We start from the raw sequence: 14,680 nt of genomic DNA, 5'->3' as shown, positions 1-14,680 counted from the left end.
CAAAAAATTATCTGTAGTTCTGAGCCAGCTGATAAGCATTTTGTCGTGCGTATAAAAAGTAAATGCTCGCTAATGGGGCGCTAGCCCAGTAAATCCAGCTTAAAACAGTTTGATTATTATTTAGCTGGTCATAGTTAAATGGCAAGCCAAGTTGGCTGTTCGATAGCAGTTGTAGCAGCAGTGCAACGGCTGCGAAAAACACCCCAACACCCAATTGGGTGAACCAGCTTTTTGCTAGAAGATAGCGCTGAGTTGGCTGTTTGTCTGCAAGATCGAAGAAAAGCTTGTTAAACGCCAGTCGAAACAAGCTAGTAAAAAATGCGATTGCCACGATGGCTATCGATAGCATCAGGTTGTTATGATCTGGTGAGACCCAGCCTCGTAATATCCATGATGCAATATATAAGACAGTCGCTGCTTGAAATAGTTTATAAGCATCGACTTTGTCGATCTGACGTTTGATCAGGAAGAATATTACTGACAAACAAATCGTCAAGGTCACAATAATTAAACTAAGTCGACTGAAGCTTTGCTGGCCAATAAAAAATAACGAAAGTAGCCAGAAATAGCTTTCCAGAAACAGAAACAATCCATCAACAATAAATACGCCGCGAGAATTTTGCGAATCCTTAAAACGTATCACTTCCGATAAAGGAACTGTCTCGACAGTTTGTTGACCGACAGCCTGGTCGATTTGCTGACGATTGTTTACCGATTGTTGCATCCATAAACCAACAGCAGAAATTAGCAGGCTTAAAGCGAGTAACCAGCTTCCGCCATGATTTTCTAATAAGTAGCCGCCGGTTAAAATACCTATTTTGAGCAGGATGCCTACCAATATTTGGAAATTTCCAAACTCATTGCCTGAATTTTGGCTGGTGCTGAGCTTTTTAAATAACATTCGCTGGGGAAGCCAATAGCAACAGCTATAAACGCCATTCAATACTGCTAATACCAATATTTGAAAACTGGTTTGTGGCATAAGAACCAGCATACCCACCAGCAAACATTCGCTGAAAAAAGCCAGTTTGATCATCGAATGATTAAAACGACTATTTCTCAGTTTTTCCCATAAGCCCAATGCAATCAGAAAACTAAAGCCTGAGATTGAAATGAACCAAGCTACTTGGGCTAAAGATTGTTGCTGCCGCCATAAAATCACCGGGATGAAAAATGGTAGTAGACCAATCAGTAGCGCATGCAGGCCGGAAAATTGATAAAAATAGCGAATGTTTATCAGCATTAAAAAATATCTGCCTGAGCAACTTCTAATTTTTCTAGTGCTTCAAAATGCTTCGATAAATCTTCTTTTTCACCGTAACGAGGGTGATTGTGCATTTTAATGTAAGGGCGAGAATTGACTTCCAGCAAAATACCTTTTTGTTCAAGGTGGCTGTGCTCGATCCCTTTTTCTAAAATGACATCAATGCCTAAAATGTTAGCTTTGAAAATACCTAACACTTTTTCCATTAATTCAATGTTATCTGGGTGAACAGTTTGTTTGTCGATGGTTGAAATAATTCCGCCAGGTGCTAAAGAAATTCGATGGAATAATTTAACCAGCTGACCTTGTTCTAAAACTGAATCGATTGTCAGTTTTTGTTTTTTTAGAAAATCGACAGTGACCTGACTTTTAGAAAGCGGATGAATAACGGGGAATAAATTCATCTGCTGGCGAATTTGATTTTCTTCATCAATTAACTGACTAATGGTGGACTGACCATTTCCAATTACATAAGGTGCAAACCGTTCAATTACCGAAATGATTTTGCCATTTGCCACCAAAACACGATAATTTTTCCCTTCAAGGTATTGCTCAACGACTGTCGCTGGCCACCAGATTTTAGCTAGGAAAATGGCTTTCCAAAGTTGCTTGTAATTAGTAATCGGAAAATAACTGCCGCGAGAAAAACCACCGACATTAGGTTTTACTACCAAAGGGAAGCCGTGCTGTTTAGCGAACTGATGTGCCTTTAAAGGGTTTACAAAAATCAAACCTTTAGCATGAGGAACATCGTGCTCGGCAAATGCATCGCGTGCTTGCTCTTTAGAACGGCAGCTCTTTCTGACTTCCAGGCTATTGTAGCTACTGCAGCCATCCATAAACGTCTTACTGATATATCCGTATACATACTTTTTCAGCGATTTCACAAGGCGACACCTTTCTGCCGATCAACACTTTCTGTGCGACTACTTTGACTGGTTGTACGGTGAACATAAAGTTTTCTAAAGAACACCGACTTACTTTTATGGTATTTGGGGATACTACGGGTAACTTTGGCCAGTAAGTGAGCGTTTTTTAGTAAGAAGCGCAACTTGTCAGTCGAGGTTAAGCCGGCGGTTTCCAAGTAAAGAGGCATCGGCAGAAATAGGTTGATTTCTATAATATGAAATTTTCCTGTAGCCACTTCTTCAATCGAGTTGGCGCGCATACCAAAACGCGCCACTCTAAAATTATTTATCTGTTTAATATGTGACCAGATTTTCTGACGAGTTTCGTCAGATATTAAATCGTTGAGATCACGGTAGCTGGTGTTGTTGTTGTAAATGCCATTGATTGGAAATTCATCATCACTGTGATTAACCGTTTCGGTAATCGACATTAAAGAAAACTGGTGCTCGTTTTCTTCATCACGAATCACGTAGATTTCGAATTCACAGTTTTCAGTAGCACTTTCTTGAACCAAAAATGGCATTGCAGATAGATCGCGGCCTTTACGATGCTCTTGTAATTGTTCAAGATTATCAGCCCTTACGATGCCTGCTGAGTTTTGGCCCCATTCCGGTTTAATGAAAACCGGGTAGTGAGTTGGCTGCTCACTACCTGAATCTCGGAACTGATCTAGCCGCCAGCGAGCAGGGATTAACTGGTCAATGTCCAGTTTAGAGAAGATCCCTTTGGCCTTATTGAAATGCTCGGCATTCAGCTGGAAATACAACCAAGGCTTGGCTCTAAGCCGAAGACAAGCTGCGATATACAGCGCTACAATCAAAATTCGAGTAATCATGCCGGACTTTTCTCCCTGTATTGCTCGCTATATTGGCGACACTATACAGTGCAACGGATGTTATATGGGTTAGCTTTTATCTTTGATCAAACTGAAGTTGGCAATCGCCATTACTGAGCCAAGAATAAGGATTGATACTGCGGCGTAGAATAAAGAGCCGCCGTCACTTTTGCCTTGGTGTAAAACTTCAATTCCTAAAGGTGTTATCAAGTGGAAGAATACTGCACCAGCCATTACACAAGCTGAAAATAAACCACCAATACAATGGAATACACTGCGATCAATACCAAGATCTACTTTGGCAACTTTCTTTAGTAGGAAGAGTACAGCGGGAGCCAAAAGAATACTGGAAGCTATAAGCTCCGCAATGCCGACTGCGTATGAACCATAATGAGCAAACCACACGCCGATAGTGTCACCTACAATGCCCTGCATCCAGCCACCAATAGTGCCGAAGATGTGTTGTGTATCTGGGTGTAAGCTAAATTTGTATGGCAGCGAAGATAAAAATACTTTTGCAGTCCAGAGAGTAATAATCCAGCTAAAAATAGTGATCACTTGTTTTTTCATAAGTCCGTTTCCCGGGTGAGGCGGCAAGATGTTTTCAAAGTGCCGCCTTGGCTGGTATTAGTTGTATTAGTTAAGCACTTTTGGCCAGTAACCATCGGCCTTTATAATGAATTTTTCTTTATCCGCAACCCATTTTTTCTGAACGGTTGCATCGTAATTCAAATACAACTTTCCCTCATGAACTGTCCACTGGGTTGGATCGCCCTTCGCGGTATCGTTTTGTGCCACTGCCCAAGCGCAATACCCGCCGTATTGCGGTGCATATTTGGCCGGATCTGCTTTAAAAAGTGCCAAGTTTTCAGCATTTTTAAACTGCCACTTGGTACCTTTGTATTTAGTTGAGAACTTCTTACTACCTTTAACCGGCTTGCTTTCTGTAAAATAAGCAACAGTGTCATAGCCGCTCACAGCCGTGCTACTGAAGTAACTGGTGTAAATTTCACTTTTTGCTTGAGCCAAGCCTGGCGCAATCATTAAGAATGCGACCAACAGCAATTTGCTAATAGAAGGGATTCCTTGAGTGGAAAAGTTCATGTAACACTCCTTTGGTTTTTACTTTTGAGCCGGGACTGGCTTGTTGTCAGCCTATTGCCCAGTTGCTAGATGTAAATATAGATCGTCAACTCGGCTTGTAGTTCCAGAATTTTATCAACTGCCTTTAAGTGCTCTGATGAACTGTCGATCCGTTGTATCAGCGGTTTGTTAGAAAAATCACGACGAGTCGTTCTAAATCGTGTGATTGCTCGATATCAAAGATTTCAATTTCCAGATGGATTTGTGATACTGGCAGCATAATTTATAACAAGCTTTCCTAATGTTCTCCTTTACCTTTCTATTGGGCCTATCCGCAGTCGCACTAGGGGCCGCAGGCAGTCACCTGATACCTCAAGATATGCTGTTGTTGTGGCAAACCGCCGTTTCTTATCAGTTTTGGCATGTGCTAGCGGCGCTGATTTGTCTGGTTGCCAGTCGGCAAGCTGGACTGCAGCGTTTGCTATGGAGCGTGCCTTTTTTTTGGCTAGGGATAATTTTTTTCAGCGGCAGCCTTTATTGCAAAGCGTTGCATATTGATTGGTGGCCAGTGCAGCTAGCGCCCATCGGCGGCAGTTTGCTGATGTTGGGCTGGTTGATTGCAGCATTAGTCACTGCATTGGCCAGCAAAAAATAAAGAAATAGCAATATAGTTCGCTCTTGTCATATTACTGTCATCGGGATGACATTTAATGTGCAACCTATAAGCACAATGGACCCATTCACCGGAGGTGATCATGCCAAGAAGAGTGCTGGTTGTTGATGATGAAGCGCCGATTAGGGAAATGTTGGCTTTTGCCTTATCCCAGGCTGACTTCGAAGTCTCGGAAGCAGGAACCGTTGCCGAAACGGTGAGTTCCCTACAAGACAAATTACCCGATTTAATTCTACTCGACTGGATGTTGCCAGATGGTTCTGGTGTTCGGTTAGCACAGAAGCTGAAGGCAGATGAACAATACCGAGAAGTGCCAATTATCATGGTTACCGCTCGTGGTGAAGAAGAAGACAAGATCAAAGGGCTGGAAGTAGGTGCCGATGATTATGTCACCAAACCTTTTTCGCCCCGTGAACTGCTTGCTCGAATTAATGCCGTTATGCGCCGTGCTTCACCATTGAATGGTGAAGATGCAATTGAGGTAGAAGGCTTAAAGCTAGATCCAATTGCCCATCGAGTAACTTCAGTGAATGAGCCTTTAGATATGGGGCCAACAGAATTTCGTTTGTTGCATTTCTTTATGACCCATCCTGAGCGTGTTTATAGTCGTTCACAATTGCTGGATTATGTTTGGGGCACCAATGTATTCGTTGAAGAGCGTACTGTTGATGTGCATATCAGGCGATTGCGCAAAGCAATTACCGGACATGGTCATGAGCGATTAATCCAGACAGTTCGTGGTGCAGGTTATCGTTTTTCGGCCAAGGTGAACTAGTAATTCAGTCAAGGTGGTAGCGAATCTGCTTACCGCTTGAATGATTAAGGAGAGTGATATGGCGCTCTATTCACGGACCGGTAGCTTCGGTGTAGTGAGTCGCCTGTTGTTGTATTTCCTTGGTTGGACCACCGCAGGTTTATTGTTTGGTGGTTTGCCTTGGTGGTTATTGATCGGTGCGCTGGGGTTGCTCGGTTGGCACTATATACAACTGCAAAGGCTGCAAGTTTGGTTGCATAAGGGGCATAAGCTTTATCCGCCGCAATCGACCGGTATTTGGGGCAATGTGCTCTACGGCGTTTACCTGTTGCAAGTGAGAAACCGCTCCAGAAGGCGTCGGCTTGCTAGCTTGTTGCGCCGTTTTCGCCGGGTTATTTCGGCGCTGCCAGATGGCGCGGTTATGCTCGATAGCCAAGGTGAGATTCTCTGGTGTGGTGAAATGGCAGGCCCACTACTTGGTTTGCAGTGGCCGCAAGATAATGGCCAGCGGCTGGTTAATTTAGTGCGTGACCCCAAATTCACCGAATATCTAGAAAGTAATCAATTCGATCAGCCAATCACCATTAATTCTCCCAAAGATCGTTTGCTGCACCTTGAAGTTCGGGTAGTGCCTTATGGTCAACGGCAAAATTTGTTGATTGCCCGTGATGTCACCCAGCTGGTCAATTTAGAACAAACCCGCCGCGACTTTGTAGCCAATGTTTCCCATGAATTGAAAACCCCATTAACTGTGGTGCGCGGTTATTTGGAAACTATGTCTGATAGCGATCTTGACCCCATGTGGCTGAGAGCGATTAGCTTGATGGGTGATCAAACCCAGAGAATGAGTCAGTTAATCGATCAATTATTGGTGTTATCTCGGTTGGAGAATACTTCAAATGATTATTTACAGCGCACGGTCGATATTCCTTCCATGCTGCAAAATATTATTCGTGAATGCCAGGTTTTAAGTGGCGAACGAAAACACAATATCGAATTGCTGTTGGAGTGTGATTGTTCATTAAAAGGTAATGAATCTGAATTGCGCAGTGCCTTTTTAAATCTGGTCGCTAATGCGGTTCATTACACGCCGGATGGCGGCAATATTCTGGTGCATTGGCGTGCGCAAACACTGAAAAGTCAGGATGGTGAGTCAACCAGTGCTGTGCTGTCGGTGGTCGATGATGGTGTCGGTATTTCAGTGAATGACTTGCCTCGGTTGACTGAGCGTTTTTATCGAGTTGATAAAGGACGATCGCGCGATACCGGTGGTAGTGGTTTAGGCTTAGCGATTGTTAAGCATGCCGTAAGGCGCAATAGCGGTGAATTGAAAATCACCAGTGAATTGGGGCAGGGTAGTAATTTCAGCTGTCATTTCTCTGATGAAGTGGTTTCCAAGCCTGCAGTATCCAAATGTATCGGTCGTACTTGAAGCTGCTGGGTGTTGCCTGCTTTCCTTTTTCATCTCAATCGCTTACTGCATCAGGCTCATGGGGCTTCGCTCGCTTATGGCTTGGCGACATCTCCAGTCACCTTGGGTATATATAATAAAACTGTCACATTTCCGACATTTAATGGTCATTCACTAGGTTCATTCTTCACTGCGTCGTTACCAAGCCGACTTAAAATGCAGAGCTCAGATCATGAGCTGGTTTGGGTAATTCAGACCATACTAAAAAACAATTGGAGCTAAGTGATGCGTCTTGCAAAAATTATCGGAGCCATGGGTCTGGTCGCTGCCAGTGTAGTAGCTACCCCAGCTTCAGCAGCAGTAGATATCGAAAAAGCAGTGCCTGAATATCAGCGCGCGAGCGGCGTATCAGGCAATCTGTCTAGTGTTGGTTCAGATACTTTGGCTAACTTAATGGCATTTTGGACTGAAGAATTCAAACGCTTTTACCCAAATGTAAATACTCAAATTCAGGCGGCAGGCTCTTCTACTGCGCCACCAGCATTAACTGAAAACACTTCAAACTTCGGCCCAATGAGCCGCAAGATGAAGCAAAAAGAAATCGAATCTTTTGAAAAACGTTTTGGTTACAAGCCAACACCAGTTCGTGTTGCAATCGATGCGTTGGCGGTTTACACCCACAAAGATAACCCAATCAAGGGCATGTCAATTGCTGATATTGATGCGGTGTTCTCTTCAACTCGTAAGTGTGGTGGTCGTGATACCGCCCATAACTGGGGTGACTTAGGTTTGACCGGTTCATGGAAGGGTCGTGACATCCAGCTTTATGGTCGTAACTCAGTTTCAGGTACTTATGGCTATTTCAAAAAGAAAGGCCTGTGTAAAGGTGACTACAAAAATACAGTAAATGAGCAGCCAGGTTCTGCTTCAGTTGTTCAGTCAGTAGCAACTTCTTTAAATGCGATTGGTTATTCGGGTATCGGTTATAAGACTGCGGGTGTTAAAGCAGTGCCTTTAGCTAAGAAAGCCGGTGGTGCATTTATTGCGGCAACGCCTGAAAATGCTGTGACGGGTAAGTATCCACTGTCTCGCTTCCTTTACGTTTACGTAAACAAGCACCCAAATAAGCCATTGCCTCCAATGGAGCGTGAGTTTATCAAGATGGTTCTTTCTCAGATCGGTCAGCGTTCTGTAATCAAGGATGGTTACATCCCAGTACCAGCCAAAGTGATTCAGCAAGACCTAGCTCGATTAGGTATTAAGTAACTTTAAATAGTTGAATCAAAGCTAAAAAAACCACCTTCGGGTGGTTTTTTTTTGCTGTGTCGTTTGCTGTGCTTATAACGCACAGCCTGCTTAGAATAAGCGTTAAATTTGCCTAGCAACAGCCAGTGCCACTTCTTAGCATTTGATTTTAATCTGACAAAATATCAAGTTATTGCAATCTATTAAAACGATCGGGTTGAGTTTTATTATGTCTTTGCTCGATAAGAATTTGTATCTTATCGTAAAGGTTGTGTGTAATTGATTGTAAGGGCTGAATGTGATGGCCGGTCAATAAAAGTGCCAAAAAAATTAAACTACATTCTTTCGTTTGATCACCTTTTTATTTGATATTTATTTATAGCCGGTGTGGGTTTTATCGGCAGAGGGTTTTATGAAAAAATTACCATTAATTGCATTGTGTTTTTCATTAACGGCTTGCGCAAATTTCCCAGGTTCTGGCAATTTTTTATCATCTAACGAAAATCCAATTTGTAGTGAAGCACGTTCTGCCGTGAGTACAATGCCGGTGACGCAAAGTTTACGTTACGGTTTTTTCTCTGATTTTAATCCGCTTAGTTATGCCGCAACTCTGAATGAATTTAGTTCAGAAGCAAATGATCCCTTGGGCTATGAGCCTAGCTTAATCAAGGCCGTTTCTTTGTTTGGAAAAGGTGCGCTGCAGTTCCAATCCATTGCCATTCCCAATCCTTTTAAAGGTATTTGGTTAGATAGTGCATCAACCGATTTTGACTTGGTGGGTGGTGGTATTACCGCTTTGGAAAATCGAAGGTATGTAGGCTCAGATCACAGCTCACCATTAATTACTTTTGGTGTGGGGCACGTGAGTTTTCGCCAGTCATTATTAACCAGAGAAAATTTTGAGATTACGAATTATCATGAGCTAAATCATGGCCATAAAATAGGTGTGTTAGCCGGGACTACTGGAGAAGTTCGCCTATTAGAATTGGTCGGTTATGTAGATGATGCGGGCTATTTATCGGTGGGATCATTGGTAGGTTACCCACTGGATATTAAGTTAGAAAGTCATCAAGGTGATGTGTTAAGTGCAGCAGTGCAATCGCAATCCTTAGCTGGTCGGGTCTCGTTATCATATGAAGAAAGAAACCTTCCGCAAATTATTTATTTTAACAATGAATTTGATGCGTTGCTAGCGCTTGAATCTGGCGATATCGATGGATTTGCCCGAGGAGAAATTGGCAATCAGGTTGCATCGGTTCAAGATGAAGGCGTTGAGTTAAAGGTTGCTGTTATTGATCGGCAACAGGTTGAATATGGCGCGTTTAGTTATCCGGCCACTGCTGAAGGTGACTTGCTGCGCGGTGTGATGGATAAAGTCATCAGCTGCCTAACAGATGATAATAAAGTTGGCTTTGCCCAGTGGAACACCAATAATGAAATATTTTCGCAGAGGGCAAATAAATTTAGATAATCTTAGAATGCTTTGAAGGCGATTTTTTGTTGGAAAGGTGGAGAGGATGTTAATAAATTTTAAATGTCTTCTCCATCGTCATTTTAGTGTCATACAACTGTCTTAATATGCTGGCGTGAAATACATCATATAAGAGCAGTAAGCCAATGAGCCAAGAGCTTGCCAACATGGTTCTCCGCCGCAAGTGGCGAACCTTCAAAGATTTAAGTGCCAGGTACATGGTGGGTCTGGGCGGGATGAGCGTAATCGCCGCCTTGCTATTGATCTTCCTTTATCTTCTGTATGTGATTCAGCCGTTGTTTGTAGCGCCGGGTATTGAGCCGGTAGCCAGCTTTGAAAGAGCTGAGCAGGGACAAACATTAGTGCTGTCAATCGAGGAACAAACTGAGCAAGCACTACAAATTACCGATCAGGGCAAGTTGGCATTTTTCTCTACCGCCGATGGCAAACTCATCGCTAATTATGATCTTGGGCTGCCGCAGATTACCGTGGCAGCTGAAGCTGAGTCATCGACCGGTCTGGTTGCATTGGCCACGGAAGATGGTCGAGCGTTGGTGGTGCATTATGGCTACAAGGTCACCTTTCCAAATGATCAGCGTTTAATCACCCCGCAAATTGATTTCCCACTTGGCGAATCGCCGCTACAGCTTGATGACACTGGCGCAGCAATTGAAGCACTGAGCTTTGCTGCTGACCCAGAAGAAGGCAGTACGCTGGCTTACGTGGCAAATGGCGGTGTTTGGTTGGCAAATCTGATTAAGGAAGAAGATTTCCTTTCCGGTGATACGGTGTGGCAGGTTGAGAAAACCCGGATTGGCGATGCGCCGGCTAACTTGCAATCGTTAATGCTGCCAAAAGATCGTGACCGTTTAATGGTGATTAGCCAAGATGGCACCACAGAGCATTATCGAATTATTGATGGCGAAGCCGAGCTGGTTGAAACCTTCGATTTAACGCCTGACTCAAGCGAACTTTCCCAGGTGAGCTTCCTCACCGGTGATATTTCTCTACTAGTCGCCAATAACCAAGGCGAGCTTAGCCAATGGTTTTCGGTGCGTAACAGCAATGGCGATATGAGAATGCAAGATATTCGCCAATTTGAAAATCCACTGGGTAATGTCACCAGCATTGAAACCGAGCTATATCGAAAAGGTTTTTTTGGTGTTGACCAAAAGGGCGATGTGGCGATTTGGCATTCGACATCGAACAATCTGGTATTTAATGGCAGAATTACCGACCAGCCCATTCGTAAGCTGGCGATTGCGCCGCGCGCCAATGCAGTGATTGCTGAATCTGCCGATGGCAAAATGCATTTTGTAAAAGTGCATAACGAACACCCAGAAGTGACCTTGGCAGCCATTTGGGGCGAAATTTGGTACGAAGGTTATAAAGAGCCAGATTTTGTTTGGCAGTCATCTTCGGCCAGTAACGATTTCGAGCCCAAGTTCTCATTAACTCCAATTTCTTTCGGTACGCTTAAAGCGGCGTTTTACGCCATGCTATTTGCAGTGCCGCTATCGATTTTTGGTGCCTGCTACACCGCATACTTTATGTCACCCGGTGTGCGAACCATGGTTAAGCCAACCATTGAAATTATGGAAGCTTTACCAACGGTAATTCTTGGCTTTTTAGCCGGACTATGGCTGGCACCGATGATGGAAGAAAACTTGCCCGGCATTGTTGTGCTGGTATTAATGCTGCCGCCAGGTGTTATGTTGGCTGCTTATTTATGGAGTTTATTGCCAAAAGATTTCCGCCACAGAGTAGGCGATGGTAAGCAAGCCATTTTATTGGTGCCGGTGATTCTATTAATTGGCTGGTTCTCAATTGCGATTAGCCCAGTAATAGAAATAATCTTGTTTGATGGTAATACCCGTTCATGGTTAACCTCGCAAGGCATCAGCTTTGATCAGCGCAACTCTTTAGTAGTAGGTATTGCGATGGGATTTGCGGTCATTCCGACGATTTTCTCAATCGCCGAAGATGCGGTGTTCTCTGTTCCCAAGCACTTAACACAAGGTTCGCTAGCGCTAGGCGCAACACCATGGCAAACCCTAATTAAAGTGGTATTGCTCACCGCAAGCCCAGGTATTTTCTCAGCAGTGATGATTGGGTTAGGCCGCGCAGTTGGCGAAACCATGATTGTATTGATGGCGACAGGTAATACGCCGGTAATGGATTTCTCTGTGTTCCAAGGTATGCGGACACTTTCGGCGAATATCGCAGTAGAAATGCCAGAATCAGAAGTAGGTTCGAGCCATTATCGAATTCTGTTCTTAGCGGCATTTGTACTCTTTATATTTACTTTTGCATTTAACACAGTGGCTGAAGTGGTTCGTCAGCGATTGCGTAAAAAATACAGCTCACTTTAATTGGGGGATCGAACAATGAAAAAGTGGTTTGACTCCGGTTCTCCATGGATCTGGTTAACAGCTGGCGCAGTCAGCCTGTGTTTAATCATGGTGGTAGGGCTGTTATCGCTAATTACCTGGCGCGGGCTAGAGCATTTCTGGCCATCCGATATTTATCAGTTTGAATATAAAGATGCAGCGGGTTCGCAAAAAACAGTGATTGGTCAGATTTATGATCAAGAACTGGTGCCAGTTCAGCGCTTAAAAGATATTGGCATTGATTTAAAGTCAGATGACGAAGTCACAACGCGCTACCTGATTCGTACCGGTAACCGAGATATTCTTGGGCTAGATTTCCGCTGGTTAGTGGATGATTTGATCACCGAACGCTCAATGCCAAAAGATTTAATGGTTGCCGAGCGACGTGAATGGGGTAATTTTTACGGTTATCCGGTGGCGGTAAAGTCAAATGGCGAAGTGATTGCCAGCGGTGATAATCTGATCGAAACCATGAATGCTCGCCTAGCACGTGCCGATGTATTGCATGCGAAAATTCGTGAAATTGAAGTGGGTGAAATTGGTAAAATTAACTACCAATTGGAAAAATTACGCCTTAACCAGCGTTCTTTAGAATTGGATAACGAATTAACTGAACAAAAAATAACCGATTTCGCCGCAAAACGTAAAATATTGCAGGCCGATTATAAAGAACTAGAAGATCGGTTAATTGCACTTTATGGCAAAATCAATAGTGATGTTTTAGTCGGTCGTACCATGAGTGGCTTACACGTTGATATTTCTTTTGCCAAATTGGTGCGAGTCTATCAGCCCAATGCAATGAATGCTTCAGAAAAAATTGGCATTTATTTCGACCGATTAAATGAGTTTGTATTCGATGACCCCCGGGAAGCCAACACTGAAGGTGGTGTATTTCCGGCAATTTTCGGAACCGTATTAATGGTAATGCTAATGGCGGTTATTGTGACGCCATTTGGTGTTATCGCGGCAATTTATCTCAAAGAATATGCCCATCAAGGTTTATTAACCCGCATGATTCGAATTGCAGTAATCAATCTAGCTGGTGTGCCATCGATTGTTTATGGCGTGTTCGGTTTGGGTTTCTTTGTTTATATGCTGGGCGGACAATTGGACCAGTTATTTTATGCAGAAGCTTTGCCTTCACCGACTTTTGGTACGCCGGGCATTATCTGGTCAGCAATTACTTTGGCGTTATTAACCGTTCCAGTGGTTATTGTGGCAACTGAAGAAGGTTTAAACCGAATTCCTCGTGCGATACGTGAAGGCTCAATGGCACTCGGTGCGACTAAAGCAGAAACCTTGTGGCGCGTGGTATTGCCGATGGCTTCTCCAGCCATGATTACCGGTTTGATTCTGGCGGTTGCCCGAGCTGCAGGTGAAGTGGCACCGCTGATGCTAGTGGGTGTGGTTAAGCTAGCGCCTTCATTGCCGCTGGATGGTAATTCACCCTTCTTGCATCTGGATCGTAAATTTATGCACCTTGGCTTTCATATCTACGATGTAGGTTTCCAAAGTCCAAATGTTGAAGCAGCCCGTCCATTGGTATTTGCCACCGCATTATTGCTGGTATTGGTGATTATCTTTTTGAACTTGGCAGCGATCAGAATTCGAAATAACCTGCGCGAAAAATATCGTGCCCTGGAAAGCTAGAGAACCAGTAATCAAACTGGTAATCGTTGAGGTATTCAATGACTATGTTGAACGAACAAAAATTACAAACCGCTCGCCAGGTGCCTACTCACGGTATGGATATGACGATGCTGGATCGGCAGTCAGATAAATTGACACTGCAACAAGAAAAGATAGCCGTTGAGGTGAAAGACCTTAATTTGTACTACGGCGATAAGCAGGCGTTAAAGAACATTAACCTGCAAGTACCGAAAAACCGAGTAACTGCATTTATCGGCCCGTCAGGTTGTGGTAAATCGACCTTATTACGTTGTTTTAACCGGATGAATGATTTGGTTGATGGTGTCAATATCGAAGGTGAGATTTTACTCAAGGGTGAGAATATCTACGGCAAAGGCATCGATATTTCTGAGCTGCGCCGTAATGTCGGTATGGTATTTCAACGGCCTAATCCGTTCCCTAAGTCGATTTATGAAAACGTCGCCTATGGCTTACGTATTCAAGGGATTAACGACCGTCGCGTGCTAGATGAAACAGTAGAAATTTCATTAAAAGGCGCTGCCTTGTGGGATGAAGTAAAAGATCGTTTGCATGAAAGTGCACTGGGTTTATCCGGTGGTCAGCAGCAACGTTTGGTGATTGCCCGAGCCATTGCCATCAAGCCAGAAGTATTATTGCTTGATGAACCCGCATCGGCACTTGACCCCATTTCAACTTTAAAAATTGAAGAGTTAATCAATGAGTTGAAAAAAGATTTCACCATCGTCATTGTGACGCACAATATGCAACAAGCAGCGCGAGTGTCTGATTACACCGCATTTATGTATCTGGGTGATATTGTTGAATTTGACGACACTAATACCCTGTTTACTGCGCCAAGTAAAAAAGCCACAGAAGATTATATTACCGGTCGTTATGGATAATTCGCTAAGGCTTTAACATAGGTTGTGTTGAGCGGAAAGCCAATCACAACAATGCCTTTAACACGATCAAGTTATTTTGATGGTAATAGCGAC

13 protein-coding genes are annotated in these 14,680 nt (G+C 43.6%); 8 read left to right on the top strand and 5 right to left on the bottom strand.

The genetic code is table 11. The features are described from left to right. Nucleotides 1-7 precede the first annotated feature (7 nt). The 5 genes from DC094_RS10310 to DC094_RS10290 form a co-directional block, all read right to left on the bottom strand. On the bottom strand, nucleotides 8-1,243 hold the full coding sequence (locus tag DC094_RS10310; RefSeq protein WP_116687022.1) for a hypothetical protein: 1,236 nt from the start codon (nucleotides 1,241-1,243) through the stop codon (nucleotides 8-10). Beyond that, a complete protein-coding gene (locus DC094_RS10305) occupies nucleotides 1,243-2,151 on the bottom strand; it encodes a cyanophycin synthetase (RefSeq protein ID WP_116687021.1) in 909 nt (302 codons plus the stop codon). The genes DC094_RS10310 and DC094_RS10305 overlap by 1 nt, the downstream gene beginning before the upstream one ends. After that, nucleotides 2,148-3,008, bottom strand: a complete 861-nt coding sequence (locus DC094_RS10300; protein WP_116687020.1) for a D-alanine--D-alanine ligase family protein — start codon at nucleotides 3,006-3,008, stop codon at nucleotides 2,148-2,150. Before DC094_RS10300 ends, DC094_RS10305 begins: the two co-directional genes overlap by 4 nt. Before the next feature lie 69 nt (nucleotides 3,009-3,077). Further along, nucleotides 3,078-3,578, bottom strand: a complete 501-nt coding sequence (locus DC094_RS10295; RefSeq protein ID WP_116687019.1) for a hypothetical protein — start codon at nucleotides 3,576-3,578, stop codon at nucleotides 3,078-3,080. A gap of 66 nt (nucleotides 3,579-3,644) precedes the next feature. Continuing rightward, nucleotides 3,645-4,112 (bottom strand): YHS domain-containing (seleno)protein, encoded by a 468-nt coding sequence (locus tag DC094_RS10290; protein ID WP_178030893.1) that lies wholly within the window; start codon nucleotides 4,110-4,112, stop codon nucleotides 3,645-3,647. Between the two features lie 280 nt (nucleotides 4,113-4,392). Here DC094_RS10290 and DC094_RS10285 point away from each other — a divergent pair, with 280 nt between their 5' ends. The 8 genes from DC094_RS10285 to pstB all read left to right on the top strand — a co-directional run bounded on the left by DC094_RS10285 (nucleotide 4,393) and on the right by pstB (nucleotide 14,587). Next, on the top strand, nucleotides 4,393-4,746 hold the full coding sequence (locus DC094_RS10285; RefSeq protein ID WP_116687018.1) for a DUF423 domain-containing protein: 354 nt from the start codon (nucleotides 4,393-4,395) through the stop codon (nucleotides 4,744-4,746). 97 nt (nucleotides 4,747-4,843) lie between these two features. Continuing rightward, on the top strand, nucleotides 4,844-5,539 hold the full coding sequence (phoB, locus tag DC094_RS10280; protein WP_339374121.1) for a phosphate regulon transcriptional regulator PhoB: 696 nt from the start codon (nucleotides 4,844-4,846) through the stop codon (nucleotides 5,537-5,539). Nucleotides 5,540-5,597: 58 nt separating this feature from the next. After that, nucleotides 5,598-6,950 carry a phosphate regulon sensor histidine kinase PhoR gene (gene phoR, locus DC094_RS10275; RefSeq protein ID WP_158527286.1) on the top strand — a complete coding sequence of 451 codons (1,353 nt, stop codon included), beginning with the start codon at nucleotides 5,598-5,600 and terminating at the stop codon, nucleotides 6,948-6,950. A gap of 264 nt (nucleotides 6,951-7,214) precedes the next feature. Continuing rightward, complete coding sequence (locus tag DC094_RS10270; RefSeq protein ID WP_116687015.1) at nucleotides 7,215-8,195, top strand: PstS family phosphate ABC transporter substrate-binding protein; 981 nt, start codon at nucleotides 7,215-7,217, stop codon at nucleotides 8,193-8,195. A 391-nt stretch (nucleotides 8,196-8,586) separates the two neighbouring features. Next, complete coding sequence (locus tag DC094_RS10265; RefSeq protein WP_116687014.1) at nucleotides 8,587-9,645, top strand: transporter substrate-binding domain-containing protein; 1,059 nt, start codon at nucleotides 8,587-8,589, stop codon at nucleotides 9,643-9,645. 146 nt (nucleotides 9,646-9,791) lie between these two features. Next, on the top strand, nucleotides 9,792-12,017 hold the full coding sequence (locus DC094_RS10260) for an ABC transporter permease subunit (protein WP_116687013.1): 2,226 nt from the start codon (nucleotides 9,792-9,794) through the stop codon (nucleotides 12,015-12,017). 15 nt (nucleotides 12,018-12,032) lie between these two features. Continuing rightward, entirely contained in the window at nucleotides 12,033-13,685 is a 1,653-nt protein-coding gene (gene pstA, locus DC094_RS10255; RefSeq protein WP_116687012.1) for a phosphate ABC transporter permease PstA, read from the top strand. Nucleotides 13,686-13,792: 107 nt separating this feature from the next. Beyond that, nucleotides 13,793-14,587: a phosphate ABC transporter ATP-binding protein PstB gene (gene pstB, locus DC094_RS10250; RefSeq protein WP_422615583.1), complete on the top strand. Its 795-nt coding sequence runs from the start codon at nucleotides 13,793-13,795 to the stop codon at nucleotides 14,585-14,587. Nucleotides 14,588-14,680: the final 93 nt, after the last annotated feature.

This window comes from Pelagibaculum spongiae (assembly GCF_003097315.1).
GTDB classification, from domain to species: Bacteria; Pseudomonadota; Gammaproteobacteria; order Enterobacterales; family Pelagibaculaceae; genus Pelagibaculum; species Pelagibaculum spongiae.
Note: the sequence above shows the minus strand (reverse complement) of the source record. Positions and strands in the feature narration are given on the sequence as shown.